The organism is Bradyrhizobium sp. MI1.7 (genome assembly GCF_055811795.1).
The window spans coordinates 18,298-34,588 of sequence record NZ_JBVVPO010000048.1 but is presented as its reverse complement, the minus strand read 5'-3'; the positions used below and the strand labels follow the sequence as shown (position 1 = coordinate 34,588).

The following is a 16,291-nucleotide window of genomic DNA, read 5'->3' as shown; positions in this document are numbered from 1 at the left end:
GATGCAGCATCCAGTTTCCGCGCCGATCGGCGTGACCGTGCCGAACTATGCCGACCGCATCGGCTTTGCGCAGCTGACGCGCCAGGCGTTCGAAGGTGTCGATCTGCAGCCACTGCGCGATCAGCTCGTCACGCGGATCACGGAAGGAGCAGCGCACGCGGGCGAAGGCCTTGACCTATCGCTGATCGTCCAGCTACTCGGCGACAAGGCGGCGGGGCTGGCGATCCAGTCGGAGGTGCTGACCTTCCATCAATTGTTTCGCACGCCCGCTGCGGCTCCGAAGCCCGGCTTGCGCGTGCTCGCCCTTGCGGCCGACATCGACATGGGCGGCAACACGCCGATCGAATTCCTGCTCGAAGGCTCCGATTTCGAGCTGCTGACACTCTATGTGACCAAGGATGTCGGCTTGCCTGAAACGTTGCCCGATCACGACGTTGCCATCGTGGTTGCATCCGATTCCGAGGAATGCCGGGAAACGCTCGCCCTGATCGAAAAGGCTGCGCCGCGCTGGCCGCGGCCGCTGCTCAATCGCCCCGATCTCATCGGCAACCTCGATCGCGACAAGCTGTATCGGCTGCTGGCGGGCATCCCTGGTCTCGAGATTCCATCGACCATCCACGCGACGCGCGCGCAATTGACGGATCTCGCGCAGGGCCGGATCGCTTGCGAGGACATCGCCGGCGAATTACGCTTTCCGATGATCGCGCGGCCGCGCGGCACGCATGCCGGTGTCGGGCTCGCGAAGCTCGACGATGCGCCGGCGCTCGCGGCCTATCTCGCCGAGCGCGAGGAGCAGGATTTCTTCGTCGCACGCTTCGTCGATTATGCGAGCCCCGACGGGCTCTACCGCAAATATCGTCTCGCCATGGTCGACGGCAAGCCCTACGCCTGCCACATGGCGATCGCCGATCGCTGGGACATCTGGTATCTCAACGCCTACATGGCGTTCAGCGAGGAGAAGCGGGCTGAAGAGGCCGTCTTCATGCTGGACTTTGACCACGCCTTCGCCGCGCGCCACAAGACCGCGCTCGACGAGATGAGCCGGCGCGTCGGCCTCGATTATTTCATCGTCGATTGCGCCGAGAACCAGAACCGCGAGCTGCTGGTCTTCGAAGCCGACAACACCGCCGTCGTGCACAACATGGATTCGCCGGTCGTGTTTCCGTACAAGCCGCCGCAGGTGCGCAAGATCTTTGCCGCGTTCACGGCGATGCTGTCGCGGCACGCAAGAGAAGGCAAGGCGAGCGCAGCATGAACGAGATCATCCGCAACGCGCAAAGCTCCGTCGCGCAGGCTTCGCTCGATCCGCAGGACTGGAGCGAATTTCGTACGCTCGCCCATCGTATGCTGGACGAGGCGATCGACGGCATCGCCAATGTCCGCGCGCGGCCGGTGTGGCAGCCGATTCCCGACGGCATCCGCACGGCATTGAAGGCCGACGTGCCGCGCGAGGCGAGCGACCTTGCCGATGTCTATCGCGAATTCGCCGAGCATGTAGCGCCCTATGCGACCGGCAACGTCCATCCCGGGTTCATGGGCTGGGTGCATGGCGGCGGCACCGCGGTCGGCATGCTCGCGGAGATGCTCGCAGCTGGCCTCAATGCCAATCTCGGCGGACGCGATCACATGCCGATCGAAGTCGAGCGCCAGATCGTCGCGTGGATGCGCCGCCTGTTTGATTTCCCGGAGAGTGCGAGCGGCATCTTCGTCACGGGCACGTCGATGGCCAATTTGATGGCGGTGCTGGTGGCGCGCACGAGCGCGCTCGGCACGCTGGCGCGGCAGCACGGCATCGGCAACGACGGCGCGCTGCTCACCGCCTACACGTCGCAGGCCGCGCATGGCTGTGTCTCCAGGGCGATGGACATTGCCGGACTCGGTACCGATGCGCTGCGCAAGATCGATGTCGATGCCGATCATCGCATCGACGTCGCCGCGTTGCGCGCGCAGATCGCGATCGATCGCGAGGTCGGCTTCAGGCCGTTTCTCGTCGTCGCTTACGCCGGCACGGTCGATATCGGCGCGATCGACGACCTCAAGGCGATCGCTGAACTGTGCCGCGAGGAGGGAATCTGGTTTCACGTCGACGGCGCCTTCGGGGCGCTCGCGATCTTCTCGCCCGAGCTCGCGCCCATGCTCGGCGGCATCGAGTTCGCTGATTCCATTGCGCTCGACTTCCACAAATGGGGGCAGGTGCCCTACGACGCCGGCTTCCTGCTGGTGCGCGACGGCGAGCAGCACCGGCAGGCTTTTGCGCAGCCGGCGGCCTATCTGCGCCGCGAGGCGAGGGGGCTTGCGGCGGGCGCGGTCTGGCCCTGCGATCTCGGCCCCGACCTGTCGCGCGGCTTCCGCGCGCTGAAGACCTGGTTCACGCTCAAGACGTTCGGCACCGACCGGCTGGGCGCGGTGATCGCGCGAAGCTGCGCGCTGGCGAAATATCTGGAGACGCGCGTGCTGGCCGAGCCGCGGCTGGAATTGCTGGCACCGGTGAACCTCAATATCGTCTGCTTCCGCTACCGCGCCGACGATGCGGTCAATCGCGAGATCGTCGCCGATGTCCAGGAGTCCGGCGTTGCGGCGCCCTCGAGCACGACGCTGGACGGCAGGTTCGCGATCCGCGCTGCCATCGTCAATCACCGTACCGACGAGACGGACATCGACGCGCTTGTTGCTGCGGTGCTGGAGTTCGGCGCGCGGCGGACCGGCGATGGTCTGATCGAGGTCGAGGCGCCGCCGCTGGCGGCGCAGTGACCAGGAACGCAGGTGAAACGACAACGGCCCCGGAGATGATCCGGGGCCGTTGTCGTTTGGGCAGGCTGATACGTGCCGATCAGGCGGCCGAGCTGACGTCGCCCTTGGGATGCGTCGCTTGGTACTGGTCCCGCAGCTTCTCTTCATAGGCGATCAGCTTGCGGGCATCCTTCAGCGCCCGGTAGAGATCGCCGCTCATGATGTTGTTGTTGATGCTTTCGATGATCGGCCAGGCGCTCGGCACCGCAGTGACGATGTCGCGCACCAGGTTGAAGTAGGTGCCGTGCTGGCTCTGCGGATCCGGCGAGATGTACATGAGCTGGACCGCGAGATAGACGAGCTTGGCCGGCGTGTCGGCGGTCTCCGGCGTGAGGATGTCGCGCTCGCGCAGGATCGGCACGTTCTCGCCGTCGATCAGGAGGCGGGCGCGCTGGTCGGTGTTGGTGATCACCGAATTGCCGACGATGATGCGTTCGTGCGGTTTGAGCTCAACCTTGAGAGCCATGCCTGTTCTCCATCAACCCTTTTACAACGATCCGTCGCGGCGTTCGTGCGATGAGGGCGATCGTTCGTGATTTGGAGCCGATCCTTGCGCAACATGGTTAACAGGCCGTAAACGACGGCGCCGGGGACGGAAAATGCAACAATTTCAAGGCCGATAGCGGCATGTCCAGCCGTCTGCCGCGGCCTCGAAGGGGGCTTCCGGCGTCGCGGCGGGAAAAACTGCGGTTTTCATTTCACGGATTGTTAGAGGCTTGGACGCACGGTCCGGCGGTCGTCTGATCAATTGGTCAGATAGGACGCGTAGCTACCAGAAAGGTAACAGTATGTCCGTCGTTCTCTCCGCATCGGTTCGCCAGAACCTGCTCTCCCTCCAGTCCACCGCCGACCTCCTCGCCACCACCCAGTCCCGTCTGTCGACTGGCCGCAAGGTGAACTCGGCTCTGGATAATCCCACCAACTTCTTCACCGCCCAGGGCCTTGATAACCGCGCCAGCGACATCGGCAATCTGCTCGATGGCATCGGCAACGGCGTTCAGGTTCTCCAGGCAGCCAACACCGGCATCACCTCGCTGCAGAAGCTGGTGGACAGCGCCAAGTCGATCGCCAACCAGGTGCTGCAGAGCCCGACGGGCTACTCCACCAAGTCGACCGTGACCTCGACCGCCATCACCGGCGCGACCGCCAGCAACCTGCTGGGTACCGCTTATACCAACAGCACCGTCGCCGGCACCGCCGTGCTGAACGACAACACCGGCACTGCGGTCAACATCACCGCTTCCACCCAGCTGGTTGGCACCGCGGGCGCGACGTCCGACGACCTTGCTACGGCCATCACCAACGGCTCGGTCCTGACGGTCAACGGCAAGAACATCACGTTCTCGACCGCGCAGACCACTTCGACCACCGACACCGCCGGCAACGTCACCATCGGCATCGGCACGGGCAGCACCTTGACGGTGCAGAGCGTGCTGAGCGCGATCGACGGCATCACCGGCACCGGCACCGCCTCGACCGTCGCGGCTGGTAAGCTCACGCTGAGCACCGGCACGACCTCGGATCTCACGATCGCGGGTTCGGGCAACGTGCTCGCCGCGCTCGGTCTCACGGCCGGCACCACCGCCCGCGTCCCGCCCGCCATCTCGGGCCAGACGCTGACGATCGCAGCCACCGGCGGTGGCACGCCCACCAGCATCACCTTCGGCACCGGCACCGGCCAGGTCTCGACGCTGAACGGGCTCAATTCGGCGCTGGCGGCCAACAACCTGCAGGCCTCGATCGACTCGACCGGCGTGATCTCCATCACGACCACGAACGACGCGGCCTCCTCGACGATCGGCACGCTCGGCGGCTCGGCCTTTACCGCCACCGGTCCGTTCCACAGCGCTGCCATCGCGGCTCCGGTTGCCGATCCGACCTCGCAGACGCAGCGTGCAGGCTTGGTTGCGCAGTACAACAACGTGCTCGCGCAGATCAACACGACCGCGCAGGATGCCTCCTTCAACGGCGTCAACCTGCTCAACGGCGACACGCTGAAGCTGACGTTCAACGAAACCGGCAAGTCGACGCTGAGCATCACCGGTGTGACCTTCAACACCGCGGGTCTCAACATCTCGACCCTCGCGTCGGGCACCGACTTCCTGGACAACGCTTCGGCCAACAAGGTCCTGACCTCGCTCAATGCCGCCAGCAGCACGCTGCGTTCGGAAGCATCGACGCTGGGTTCGAACCTGTCGGTCGTGCAGATCCGTCAGGACTTCAACAAGAACCTGATCAACGTCCTGCAGACCGGTTCGTCCAACCTGACGCTGGCCGACACCAACGAGGAAGCGGCCAACAGCCAGGCGCTGTCGACCCGCCAGTCGATCGCGGTCTCGGCGCTGTCGCTGGCCAACCAGTCGCAGCAGAGCGTGTTGCAGCTCCTGCGCTGATACGCGGCGAAAATCGTCAAACAAGGCATTACGGCGGGGCTTTTGCCTCGCCGTTTTTTTTGCGCGTGATGCGGCGTGAACCGGGTTTCAGGGAACCCTGACCGGTTAATACCTTGTTAACCTTGTGGCTTAAGCCGCCATTAACCTTAATTTAAAGGAGTGGGCCTAGAACTAGACAAAAGCCCATTTGCCAGACCGGCGGGCTCCGATTCGTACGCGTCGCGCTCCAAGAGGAAGATCTGCCAATGTCCAACATCGTTCTCTCGGCATCAGTCCGCCAGAACCTGTTGTCGCTGCAGTCGACAGCCGACCTGCTCGCTACCACGCAGGAACGTCTTGCAACCGGCAAGAAGGTCAACACGGCGCTGGACAATCCGACCAACTTCTTCACCGCACAGGGGCTCGACAATCGCGCCAGCGACATCAGCAATCTCCTGGATGGCATCAGCAACGGCGTGCAGGTGCTGCAGGCCGCGAACACCGGCATCACCTCGCTGCAAAAGCTGGTCGACAGCGCCAAATCGATCGCCAGCCAGGTGCTGCAGAGCCCGACAGGCTATTCGCCCAAATCCAACGTGACGGCGGCCGCGGTCCCCGGTGCGACCGCCAACAACCTGCTGGGCACGGCATACACCAACAACACGGTCACCGGCACCGTCGTCAACAATGACGATACGAGCGGCGCGGCGCCGATCACGGGCGCGACCAAGCTGGTCGGTACCGCCGGTGCGGGTTCCGACGATCTCGGTACGACGATTACCAACGGTTCGGTCCTGACTGTCGACGGCAAGACGATCACCTTCTCGACCGCGCAAACCACCTCGACCACCGACTCGTTCGGCAACGTCACGATCGGCATCGGTGCCGGCAGCACACTCACGGTGCAGTCGGTACTGAGCGCGATCGACGGCATCACGGGTACGGGCACGGCCTCGACCGTTTCCGGCGGCAAGCTCGTGCTCAGCACCGGCACGAGCCAGGATCTGGCGATCTCCGGCTCGGGCAACGTGCTCACGGCGCTCGGCCTCACTGCCGGCACCACCGCCCGCGTTCCGCCCCCGCTCAGCGGCAAGACGTTGACGATCGGCGCGACCGGCGGCGGCACCGCCACCAGCATCACCTTCGGCGCCGGCGTCGGGCAGGTTTCCACGCTCAATCAACTCAACGCGGCGCTGGCGGCGAACAACCTGCAGGCAACGATCGACACGACCGGTCATCTCAACATCGTGACCTCCAACGACTCGGCGTCCTCGACGATCGGCGCAATCGGCGGCACGGCCGCGGCGAGCGGCCAGCCCTTCTATGGCCTGATCGCGCAGGCGCCCACCGTCGACCCGGATTCGCAAGCCACGCGCGCCAATCTGGTCGGGCAGTACAACAACGTGCTCGCGCAAATCAACACCACGGCGCAGGACTCTTCCTACAACGGCGTGAATCTGCTGAACGGCGATACGCTCAAGCTCGTGTTCAACGAAACCGGGCGTTCGACGCTGAACATTCAGGGCGTCACCTTCAACGACGCCGGCCTCAACCTTGCTCCCTTGACCTCGGGCGTTGATTTCCTGGACTCGAAATCGGCGAACGCTATTCTGACTTCGCTCAACTCGGCCAGCACCACGCTGCGTGCCGAGGCGTCGACGCTCGGTTCGAACCTCTCGATCGTGCAGATCCGTCAGGATTTCAGCAAGAACCTGATCAACGTGCTGCAGACCGGCTCGTCGAGCCTGACGCTTGCGGACACCAACGAGGAAGCGGCCAACAGCCAGGCGCTCTCGACGCGTCAGTCGATCGCAGTCTCCGCGCTGTCGCTCGCCAACCAGTCGCAGCAGAGCGTGCTTCAGCTCCTCCGCTAACCGCGACGCTGACGTACACGATGAATCATTCAACGGCGAAGCCTAGGCTTCGCCGTTGTTTTGAGCGAGATCGCTAACTGTCGATTAGCTCAGATCAGCGCATGATGGATGCAATCGTTTACAGTGCGCGCACTCGGATTTAGCATTGAGGTGAAGGTGGATGCCGCGACCCGTAATTGTCCGGAGATCGTCCGCACTCTCACGTAAGCAAATCTTAAGCGGTGCTGCCTAGGGTTGGGAAAGAAATCCTTAAGCCTGTACAACGGGCGAGGAAACCTCCAGGGTGATCGATGTCGAGTTCTGCTGCTTCGGCCTACGCGCGTGTAGCCACGACCACTGCGTCTCCTCGCGATATCGAGGCGCAGACGCTCCTGAAGGCCGCCAACAAGCTGCAGGACGCCATCAACAGCGCCGATCCCTTCAACGAGCAGACGACGCAGGCGTTGATGTTCAACCGCAAGCTCTGGACCATCTTCCTGAGCGAGGCGATGCGCGACACCAATCCGCAGCCGCTCGACGTTCGGCAGAGGATCGCCAACATCAGCGTGTTCGTGCTGAGCCAGACTGCAGCGCTGCTGATGAGCCCGCAGCTCGATCACTTCCGCCCGCTGATCGAGATCAATCGCAATATCGCCGCCGGTCTTTCGGGACGGTCGTAAACGCGACCGGTTCGCGACGTCGATACGGCCGTCGCGACCCGCTGCGTGAACGTCAGGCGCTGCGATCGGTGCTGAGTGGACGCGGGGGCTCGGACTTCATATCCAGTGCGTGGAAATAGGCCCGCCGCCGCAGCATCGCTTCGTCCGGAAACTGATCGACAACCGCATCGGTCCTTTCGTTCACAACCTGGAACACGAAGGACGCGGCGGGCTGGTTGAAAACGACCTGGCGTGAAACGCTATCGTTGGTGCTCTGCAAATCATTGCGCGCAGCCGCGCTCGTATTGCTCGCGGCGACCGTCTGGCTCACCGGCAAATCAGTTTGCACGGCCTCGTTCGCCGCCGCATTGGACGTCGTTATGATCTGCACGGGGGCCGGTATCCCCACCGGCCTGATGCTGAAATCTGTACTCATGGCAGCCTCCTGGTTGCCTCGTCTGAGTCAAATCCCAACCCCTCTCAATACGCAACCATGGAACACCAGGATTGAAGACCGGGTAAGCAAACGTGCCTAACCGCGCGACGATATCGCCGCGCGGTTTTTCGTAAAATTGCAGGGAGTTTTCGCGCGCGCTCAGAGCGAGCGGCTGACTGCGAGTGGGGTGATATGGCGTGGGCCCGGAGCCGCGCGGCGTCCCGCCGCCGTGTAGGTGTTCGGCACGTTGCGCTTCTGGATCTCGGCGTTGACGCCGCGCACCACGCTCTCGGAGACCGCGTGTGCGGTCGCGAGCACGGTGAGATTGACCTGGAGCATCGCGCGGAACGCATCGTGGTGCCGATGCAGCGTCGAGAGCAGCTCGGGCGCGGATTTCGCGAGCTGGGCCTGGTTCGTCTTCAATTCGCTGACGGCGCTGACATAGTTGCGCGACAGCTCCTGCTTCTTGCCCTCGAGCGTCATCGCTTCGCGGACCTGGCCGGCGCGAACGAGCTCGGTCTCGCGCTCGACCAGTCCGAGCAGGGCGTTCATCGCATCCATCAGCTGCTCGGCGACCTTGCGAGCCTCGGCGTTGCCGGGTGCGGTGTTGGGGCGCTGCGCTTGCACCGGCTGACGTGAGGCGTTGAAATGGTTCATCTCGGTTGACCTTATGCCGTGCGGATCGTTTTCGCCTGCTGCATGATGAGGGTGCGGTAGACTTCGGTGGCGACACCAACGCCGCCGGCCTTGGCGAAGTTCTTGGAATATTGCTCGGTCAGCATCGAGCGCCACACGCCGGTGCCCGGAGTGTCGCCGAACGGACCTTCGCCCTTCAGGCCCGAGGTCATCTGCGAGAACATGCTGTTGAGGAACATCGCCTCGAAATCGGTGGCGGTCTTCTGCGCCTTGGACTGCTGCTGTGGCGAGACCTTCTGCAACGCGGCGGCGAGCTCGAAGTCGGGCCGGCCGTTGCGGCTCTCCACCGAGAAGGCCGAGGAGGTGACGACGTGCGGGGTGTTGATCATGCTGGTCTGCATTACATCACCTCGATGTCGGCTTCGATCGCGCCGGCGGCCTTGATCGCCTGGAGGATGCTGATGAGGTCGCGCGGGCCGATGCCGAGGCCGTTGAGGCCATCGACGAGCTGCTGAAGCGAGACGCCGTCCTTGACGACGGCGAACTTCTTGCCGTCCTCGACGACGCTGACGCCGGTGCGCGGCGTGACCACCGTGCGCCCGCGTGACAGCGGGTTGGGCTGGCTGACCTGCGGGCTCTCGGAGATGGTGACGGTGAGGTTGCCTTGCGCCACCGCGACGGTGGCGACGCGAACGTCGCGGCCCATCACGATGATGCCGCTGCGTTCGTCGATGACGATCTTGGCGGCGAGATCAGGATCGACCTGGAGCTGCTCGATCTCGGTGAGGAAGGCGACGACGTTGCCCTTGAACTCCGGCGGGATCGAAAGCTGCACCGTCGAGGGATCGATCGGTTCGGCGGTCTTGACGCCGAGATAGTCGTTGATCGCAGCCGCGATCCGCTTGGCTGTGGTGAAGTCGGCGTTGCGCAGCGCGAGCCGCACGTTCGGCAGCCGATTGAGCGCGAACTCGATCTCGCGCTCGATGATGGCGCCGTTGGCGATGCGGCCGACGGTCGGAACGCCGCGCACGATTTTCGCGGCTTCGCCCTCGGCCTGGAAACCGGAGATCGCGAGCGAGCCCTGTCCGACCGCGTAGACATTGCCGTCGGCGCCGAGCAGGGGCGTGACCAGCAGGGTGCCGCCGCGCAGATCCTTGGCGTCGCCCAGCGCGGAGACTGTGACGTCCATGCGCGTGCCCTGGGTGGCGAAGGCCGGCAGATTGCCCGTGACCATCACGGCGGCGACGTTGCCGGTGCGGATGGTGGCGCCGCGGATGTTGACGCCCATGCGCTCGAGCATCGCTTGCAGCGACTGCTTGGTGAAGGGGATGTTGTTGAGCGTATCGCCGGTGCCGTTGAGGCCGACGACGAGGCCGTAGCCGATGAGCTGGTTCTGCCGCACACCCTCGATATTGGCGAGGTCCTTGATGCGCGATGTCGCGCTTGCAGACGTGACCGAGAGCGCCAGCGCTGACAGCGCGGCGCAGGCCACCCCAACAATCCTCACCCAACGAACGCCTGGCATCCTCTGCTCCCCGAGGCTCCTCACATCTCGGACCATCCTCGACACTCCCATGACGAGCTGGTCCGACGCTTTCCTTGCGAGTGCTGTGCCAACGCGGGGCAGCGGGGTTACGCGATTGAATAGGTTGAATAAACCTGTTTCCACCGGTGTCAGGGAGCGTTCTCCCTGAGGAGCGAAACTGCCGCCTGTCGGCAGATTTTGCCGGGCCGTTTACGCGCCGTTAACCACAAGACGGCGAAGGTGACGGCATCGATCACCCGGATTCCTGCGATGCGCATCTACGGACCGAATGGCACCACGCTTGGTACGCCGGCCAGCCAGGCCAGGCGGACGAGCTCCGGCACCTTCGTGCTGCCCGACACCTCGTCGGCGCAGGAGACGCGGGGCGCTGCCGCACCGAAGGCCGCCGCGAACATCGACGGGCTGCTCGCGCTGCAGGGCATCGGGGAAGATCCGGTCGAGCGCCGCAAGCGCTCGGTCGCCCGCGGCAGGACCGCGCTCGACGTGCTCGACGATCTCAAGATGGGACTACTGTCCGGCAATCTCGACGCCTCGACCGTGATGCGGCTGCGCGATGCCGCGGCGAACCTGAAATCATCCTCGGGCGATCCTGGTTTGGATTCCCTGCTGTCCGAGATCGAGCTGCGCGTCGAGGTCGAGCTGGCCAAGGCTGGGCAGGCTTAGGCCGCTTCGTCCTTCTGCTGCGTGTCGTAGCGGCTCTGGGCGGCGAGCACGTCCTTCAGATTCTGCTCGGCCCAATCGCGCAGGGGATCGACGGCGGCCGCGAGCGTCACACCGAGCTGCGTGATCGAATACTCCACCGTCACCGGTACGGTTGCGATGGCGTGACGCTTGATCAGGCCGTCGCGCTCGAGCGACTTGAGAACCTGGCTCAACATCTTCTGCGAAATGCCTTCAATCGTTCGGCGCAACTGATTGAAGCGCATCGGCTCCTCGCGCAGCAGCAGCAGGATCAGCACCGCCCATTTGTCGCCGACGCGGTCGAGGATCTGGCGCGTGGGGCAGTTCGCAGCATAGACGTCTGGCTTCATCGTCAACTCCTCACGATCCGTTTGGCCCCTTGCCGGCTCGCGCGCCGGTGACGGGTCCCGGTTACTCTTGCGTAATCAGGTAAGCACAAAGTGCTCTCTTAACACCAGCATCCTTTGCGATATCTAGTAACCGATAGTTACCAAAAGAAGCAAAGGAGCCTTCCATGAAAATCGCAGTCGCCGGCGCCTCGGGCCGGGCCGGGTCGGAGATCACCAAGGAACTGTCGCGCCGCGGCCATGCCGTCACGGCAATCGCTCGGAACCCCGAGAAGATCGCGACCCTGCCGAACGTCACGTCCACCAAGGGCGACGTGCTCGACCAGGCCGGCCTTGCCAAGCTGTGGGCCGGGCATAACGTCGCCGTGAGTTCCGTGCACTTCCTGGCCAGCGACCCGCTCAAGCTGATCGGCGCGGCGAAGGCGTCCGGCGTTGGTCGCTACCTCGTTGTCGGCGGTGCCGGCAGCCTGGAAGTCGCTCCCGGCGTCAAACTGGTTACAACCCCGGGTTTTCCCGCCCAATACAAGGCCGAAGCGGAAGCGGGCGGGGCTTTCCTTGACCTGCTGCGACAGGAAAAGGACCTGAACTGGACCTTCATCTCGCCGTCGGCCCTCTTCATCGAGGGCGAGCGAACCGGCAAGTTCCGGCTCGGGACCGATCAGCTTCTCGCAGATGCGAACGGGAAAAGCTGGATCAGCTTCGCTGACTACGCCATTGCGCTCGCCGACGAGATCGAGCGGCCGGCCCATCCGAGGCAGCGTTTCACGGTCGGTTACTAGGCCTTCGGCCGCCCCCGGGTTCTCCAGGATAAACCTTCCTGTGCAAGGGCTTGGGGGCGCTAACCGAACGATCAGGGAAATATTGTCTGTCACAGGAGGCCGCTATATAAGCCCGGCTTAACGGACCCCGTTCCGTTGCGAGTCGTTGCTTAGACAGATAGGCCGCCCTTGGAAAAGTTGAAAAACTACCGACCGACCGAAAAAGAGCCTTTCATGAACGACCGGCAGAAGGAGTACTTCCGTTTGAAGCTCCTCGCCTGGAAGGATGAGATCCTCAAAGAGTCCAAGCTCACGCTGCAGGCTCTGCAGGAGGAGAACGTGAACCACCCCGATCTCGCCGATCGGGCATCGTCCGAAACCGACCGCGCCATCGAACTCCGCGCCCGCGACCGCCAGCGCAAGTTGATCGCCAAGATCGACGCCGCGCTCCAGCGTATCGAGGACAACACCTACGGCTATTGCGAGGACACCGGCGAGCCGATCTCTCTGAAGCGGCTCGAAGCCCGGCCCATCGCGACGCTCTCGGTGGAAGCGCAGGAGCGCCACGAGAAACGCGAGAAGGTCTACCGCGACGAATAGAGTCCGAGCCGCAGCGATGCGGCTCTTTGTTTTTGGACGCACGGTGCCGCTTGAGCGCCGTGATCAGCATTTTGTCTGCCGCTTGCCGTGACGCGCATCAGCGCAGGCGCGATCGTGAAAAGTGAATCACGATCAATGGGCTGGAGTCACTTCCTCCGAGCTCACGTAAGTTCCGATGAGAAACAGCCTTCACTTCAGGTGCGGGAGGTTTTGCGAGTCGCATCAACGAGAGATCGACTCGAATGCTGAGGCAACGATCCGGCAGCTTCACACATCGCTGCAATCAGGCTTGGCTGCAATCAGGCTTGCTGCGACGCCACAAGGCGCGCATCGCCATAAAGCCTGGACCAGCTCAATATTTCCTTAAACGACGGCAACAGGCCGTAGGCCGCATCCGTCAACTCGTACTCGACCCTCAAAGGTTTCTCCGCGAAGACGGTTCGCGACACTAGGCCGTCCTGCTCAAGCTCGCGCAGCTGCGTGGTCAGCATGTGCTGGGTCATGCCGCCGATCGCTCGCCGCAACGCACCGAAGCGAACGGCGCCGTTCATCAGCGCGAACAGGATCTCCAGCTTCCACTTGCCGCCGAGCGCATGGATGGCGCGCTTGAAGTCGGCGAGCAGGGCAGGGTCGGGGCTGCAATCGCAGTCGCCGTCGCAAACGCTGGTCAGGTTTTCCATACCGGTCTCGAAATCCATTCTACTTGTTCCCCGGCAGATAGTGACCAGATGCGGCCTTGAGCAGGGTGGCGGAACCAATTCGCCCAGCCTGCGCAATGAGGGGAACTCGGCAATGAGCATTGTTCTGGTCACCGGCGGGTCCGGCTTCGTCGGCGTCCATGTCGTCCTGCAGCTTCTGGCCGCCGGCCATCAGGTGCGGACCACGGTGCGCCGCCCGGACCGGCAGGCCGACGTGCTGGCGATGTTGCGCGAGGGTGGGGCTGCGTCGCCTGAAAGCCTGTCCTTTTTCACCGCCGATCTCACTGCGGACGACGGCTGGCGCGAAGCCATCGCCGGCTGTGATTACGTGCTCCATGTCGCCTCGCCATTGTCGACCAGTGTTCCCAAGGACGAGAACGAGATGATCATCCCGGCCCGCGACGGCACGCTGCGGGTGCTGCGTGCCGCACGCGAGGCCGGCGTCAGGCGGGTCGTCGTCACCTCGCTGGGCGCGATCGGCTATGGCCATCCGGCGCGCGACAGGCCGTTCGACGAGGCCGACTGGACCAATCTCGACGGCGCCGACGTGCAGCCCTACATCAAATCCAAGACCCTGGCCGAGCGGGCGGCCTGGGATTTCGTCGCGCGCGAGGGCGGTGGGCTCGAATTGTCCGTCGTCAATCCCGCCGGCATTTTTGGCCCCGTGCTGGGGCCGGACTTCTCCGGCTCGATCGAGATCGTCAAATCGCTGCTCGACGGCGCCATGCCGGCGGTGCCGCGGGTCTATTTCGGCGTGGTCGACGTGCGCGACGTGGCCGATTTGCACCTGCGCGCGATGACGGCGCCCGAAGCAAAAGGCGAGCGCTTCATCGCGGTCTCCGGCGAGACGATGTCGATCCTCGATATCGCCAGGGTGCTGCGGCGGGAACTCGGGCCCAGGGCGCGCCGGGTTCCGCGGCTCCAGGCCCCGGACTGGCTGGTGCGGCTGGCCGCCAACCGGATTCCGCTGCTGCGCGCGGTCGTGCCGATGCTTGGAAGGGTTCGGCATTCCACCAGCGCCAAGGCGAGGTCGCTGCTCGGCTGGCAGGCCCGTTCCAACGACGAGGCGATCCTCGCGACGGCCGAAAGCCTGATCCGGCTCGGCCTCGTGAAGCGCTGAGGGCGCCCTTGGGCCGTCCTTTGCCTTTGGCCCGCGCTTGTCACGCCCCGGCGGGGATGCTGAAGTGCCGACCTCAATTGCGTAGCGTGGGAGCCGGCGCCGATGGACAAAATTCTCAAAGCCGCAAAGGCGATTGCGCTCGCGCGCCGCAACCACGCGCCGCTCGCAGCCCTGGACCATCCGCCGGCCGACGAAGCCGAGGGCTATCAGGTCCAGCGCGCGCTGCACGATCTGCTGTTGCCGCATGTCGGGCCGCTGGTCGGCTACAAGATCGGCTGCACCAGCCAGGTGATGCAGGACTATATCGGCATCCCGCATCCCTGCGGCGGCGGCGTGTTCCAGAAGGGCGTGCACGAGAGCGGGGCGAAGCTCGCGGCTGCCGACTATGTCCGTGTCGGCGTCGAGTGCGAGATCGCGGTGCGATTGCAGCGCGATCTCGCCGCCGGCGAGGCGCCGTTCACGGCCGAATGGGTCGGCGAGGCCGTCGAGGCCTATCATCCCGCGATCGAGATCGTCGACGACCGCTATGTGAAGTGGGAATCGATGGGCGCGCCGACGTTGATCGCCGACGATTTCTTCGCCGCCGGCTGCGTGCTGGGTGAGGCGGTGCCGCGCTCGTCGGTGCCGGATCTGAAGGCGGTCAAGGGCCGCGCCATCGTCAATGGCGAAGAGGTCAGCCACGGCACCGGGGCCGACGTGCTCGGCCATCCCCACAATGCACTCGCCTGGCTCGCCAACCACCTCGCCGCCGAGGGCAAGGGTCTGCACGCTGGACAACTCGTCCTGACGGGGAGCCTGGTGAAGACGCTGTGGCTGAAGGCCGGCGACAAGGTGCGGATGGAGCTGGACGGGCTGGGCGTGGTGGAGGCGGAGTTTACGTGAGGCTGCTACGGCATTCCCGCCGTCAGTCGTCCCAATCGTCTTTACAAAATACATGCGGCCTCCGGCAGGGGAGCTACCGGAGGCCGCGTAGTACATCGTCGTTCGCGCCTAGGTTCGCGAACACGATGTGGGAGCTCGGGAGAGGCTTAGAAGGGCAACAGCACGTCCATGACCTGCTGACCGTAGCGCGGCTGCTGCACGTCCGTGATCTGGCCGCGGCCGCCATAGGCGATGCGGGCCTGTGCGATCTTGCTGGAATCGATGGTGTTGTCGCTCTGGATGTCTTCGGGGCGGACGATGCCGGCGACGATGAGCTCGCGGATCTCGTAGTTGACGCGGATCTCCTGCTTGCCTTCGACGACGAGGTTGCCGTTCGGCAGCACCTGGGTCACGACCGCGGCGACGTTGGTCTGCAAGGCCTCCGTGCGATTGACCGAGCCCTTGCCGTCGGCGGAGGATGTCGAGTCGGTGGTGAGAAGGCGGCCGGGCAGGATCTTGAGCGGCTGCGTGACCGTCTTGCTGCCGATGAAATCCGTAATCCCCGAATCCTCCTTGGCGGTTCGGCTGCGCTGGGTCTCGTTGGCGATGTTGGCCTTGTCGGTGATGTTCACGGTCACGGTCAGGAGGTCGCCGACATGGGTCGCGCGCTGGTCCTTGAAGAAGGCGCGGCTGCCGTTGCGCCACAATGAGTTCGGATTGTAGGAGGCGACTTCCGGCTTCGGCATCGGCATCTGCACCGGCTTGTAGCCGGGCTGCGTCGTCGGATTGTCGATCGCCGACAATTTCGGTTGCTCGCCAATCTGCGACAGGCGGTCGATCGAGGAGCAGCCGCTCGCCAGCGCGCAAACTGCCAGCAGCAGACCAGAGATCGCGACGCGACGAAGGCGGGAAGCCGAACTGAACCTGGACATGA

General features: G+C 64.3%; 18 protein-coding genes. 10 read left to right on the top strand and 8 right to left on the bottom strand.

The genetic code is table 11. The features are described from left to right. Position 1: 1 nt before the first annotated feature. Positions 2-1,255 carry an ATP-grasp domain-containing protein gene (locus AC0L3X_RS32835; protein WP_354131390.1) on the top strand — a complete coding sequence of 418 codons (1,254 nt, stop codon included), beginning with the start codon at positions 2-4 and terminating at the stop codon, positions 1,253-1,255. Continuing rightward, complete coding sequence (locus tag AC0L3X_RS32830; RefSeq protein WP_473317129.1) at positions 1,252-2,751, top strand: pyridoxal phosphate-dependent decarboxylase family protein; 1,500 nt, start codon at positions 1,252-1,254, stop codon at positions 2,749-2,751. The genes AC0L3X_RS32835 and AC0L3X_RS32830 overlap by 4 nt, the downstream gene beginning before the upstream one ends. Before the next feature lie 79 nt (positions 2,752-2,830). Here the strand turns inward: AC0L3X_RS32830 and flbT are convergent, their stop codons facing one another. After that, complete coding sequence (gene flbT / locus AC0L3X_RS32825) at positions 2,831-3,256, bottom strand: flagellar biosynthesis repressor FlbT (protein WP_063982266.1); 426 nt, start codon at positions 3,254-3,256, stop codon at positions 2,831-2,833. A gap of 322 nt (positions 3,257-3,578) precedes the next feature. Here flbT and AC0L3X_RS32820 point away from each other — a divergent pair, with 322 nt between their 5' ends. From AC0L3X_RS32820 to flaF, 3 genes are all read left to right on the top strand, one after another. Beyond that, the gene (locus AC0L3X_RS32820; RefSeq protein WP_063982267.1) at positions 3,579-5,183 is read left to right on the top strand and encodes a flagellin N-terminal helical domain-containing protein; all 1,605 of its coding nucleotides are present in this window, start codon (positions 3,579-3,581) and stop codon (positions 5,181-5,183) included. A gap of 245 nt (positions 5,184-5,428) precedes the next feature. Continuing rightward, entirely contained in the window at positions 5,429-7,036 is a 1,608-nt protein-coding gene (locus AC0L3X_RS32815; RefSeq protein WP_028148522.1) for a flagellin N-terminal helical domain-containing protein, read from the top strand. 290 nt (positions 7,037-7,326) lie between these two features. Beyond that, complete coding sequence (gene flaF / locus AC0L3X_RS32810) at positions 7,327-7,695, top strand: flagellar biosynthesis regulator FlaF (RefSeq protein ID WP_014493991.1); 369 nt, start codon at positions 7,327-7,329, stop codon at positions 7,693-7,695. A gap of 52 nt (positions 7,696-7,747) precedes the next feature. Here the strand turns inward: flaF and AC0L3X_RS32805 are convergent, their stop codons facing one another. From AC0L3X_RS32805 to AC0L3X_RS32790, 4 genes are all read right to left on the bottom strand, one after another. Continuing rightward, positions 7,748-8,110, bottom strand: coding sequence for a hypothetical protein (locus AC0L3X_RS32805; protein WP_063982268.1), 363 nt, complete (start codon positions 8,108-8,110; stop codon positions 7,748-7,750). A gap of 159 nt (positions 8,111-8,269) precedes the next feature. Continuing rightward, positions 8,270-8,767 (bottom strand): hypothetical protein, encoded by a 498-nt coding sequence (locus tag AC0L3X_RS32800; RefSeq protein ID WP_063982269.1) that lies wholly within the window; start codon positions 8,765-8,767, stop codon positions 8,270-8,272. Positions 8,768-8,778: 11 nt separating this feature from the next. After that, positions 8,779-9,147, bottom strand: coding sequence for a flagellar assembly peptidoglycan hydrolase FlgJ (gene flgJ, locus AC0L3X_RS32795; protein ID WP_028148518.1), 369 nt, complete (start codon positions 9,145-9,147; stop codon positions 8,779-8,781). Beyond that, positions 9,147-10,271, bottom strand: a complete 1,125-nt coding sequence (locus AC0L3X_RS32790) for a flagellar basal body P-ring protein FlgI (RefSeq protein WP_028148517.1) — start codon at positions 10,269-10,271, stop codon at positions 9,147-9,149. Before AC0L3X_RS32790 ends, flgJ begins: the two co-directional genes overlap by 1 nt. Positions 10,272-10,541: 270 nt before the next feature. Between AC0L3X_RS32790 and AC0L3X_RS32785 the strand changes: the two genes are divergently transcribed. Next, positions 10,542-10,955 (top strand): flagellar assembly protein FliX, encoded by a 414-nt coding sequence (locus AC0L3X_RS32785; RefSeq protein WP_354131391.1) that lies wholly within the window; start codon positions 10,542-10,544, stop codon positions 10,953-10,955. On the opposite strand, the gene AC0L3X_RS32780 is transcribed toward AC0L3X_RS32785, so the two are convergent. Further along, positions 10,952-11,323, bottom strand: a complete 372-nt coding sequence (locus AC0L3X_RS32780; protein ID WP_063982272.1) for a winged helix-turn-helix transcriptional regulator — start codon at positions 11,321-11,323, stop codon at positions 10,952-10,954. The genes AC0L3X_RS32785 and AC0L3X_RS32780 overlap by 4 nt on opposite strands. Positions 11,324-11,487: 164 nt before the next feature. Between AC0L3X_RS32780 and AC0L3X_RS32775 the strand changes: the two genes are divergently transcribed. Together AC0L3X_RS32775 and dksA are read left to right on the top strand one after the other, a co-directional pair. Continuing rightward, on the top strand, positions 11,488-12,099 hold the full coding sequence (locus AC0L3X_RS32775; RefSeq protein WP_063982273.1) for an NAD(P)-dependent oxidoreductase: 612 nt from the start codon (positions 11,488-11,490) through the stop codon (positions 12,097-12,099). 213 nt (positions 12,100-12,312) lie between these two features. Next, positions 12,313-12,678: an RNA polymerase-binding protein DksA gene (dksA, locus tag AC0L3X_RS32770; protein ID WP_008554760.1), complete on the top strand. Its 366-nt coding sequence runs from the start codon at positions 12,313-12,315 to the stop codon at positions 12,676-12,678. A gap of 299 nt (positions 12,679-12,977) precedes the next feature. Here the strand turns inward: dksA and AC0L3X_RS32765 are convergent, their stop codons facing one another. After that, positions 12,978-13,376 carry a winged helix-turn-helix transcriptional regulator gene (locus AC0L3X_RS32765; protein ID WP_473317128.1) on the bottom strand — a complete coding sequence of 133 codons (399 nt, stop codon included), beginning with the start codon at positions 13,374-13,376 and terminating at the stop codon, positions 12,978-12,980. A 94-nt stretch (positions 13,377-13,470) separates the two neighbouring features. Here AC0L3X_RS32765 and AC0L3X_RS32760 point away from each other — a divergent pair, with 94 nt between their 5' ends. Both AC0L3X_RS32760 and AC0L3X_RS32755 read left to right on the top strand, forming a co-directional pair. Continuing rightward, on the top strand, positions 13,471-14,496 hold the full coding sequence (locus AC0L3X_RS32760; protein WP_473317126.1) for an SDR family oxidoreductase: 1,026 nt from the start codon (positions 13,471-13,473) through the stop codon (positions 14,494-14,496). Between the two features lie 102 nt (positions 14,497-14,598). Then, the gene (locus AC0L3X_RS32755) at positions 14,599-15,378 is read left to right on the top strand and encodes a 2-keto-4-pentenoate hydratase (RefSeq protein ID WP_063982275.1); all 780 of its coding nucleotides are present in this window, start codon (positions 14,599-14,601) and stop codon (positions 15,376-15,378) included. A gap of 146 nt (positions 15,379-15,524) precedes the next feature. On the opposite strand, the gene flgH is transcribed toward AC0L3X_RS32755, so the two are convergent. After that, complete coding sequence (flgH, locus tag AC0L3X_RS32750) at positions 15,525-16,289, bottom strand: flagellar basal body L-ring protein FlgH (protein ID WP_063982276.1); 765 nt, start codon at positions 16,287-16,289, stop codon at positions 15,525-15,527. Between the last annotated feature and the right edge of the window lie 2 nt (positions 16,290-16,291).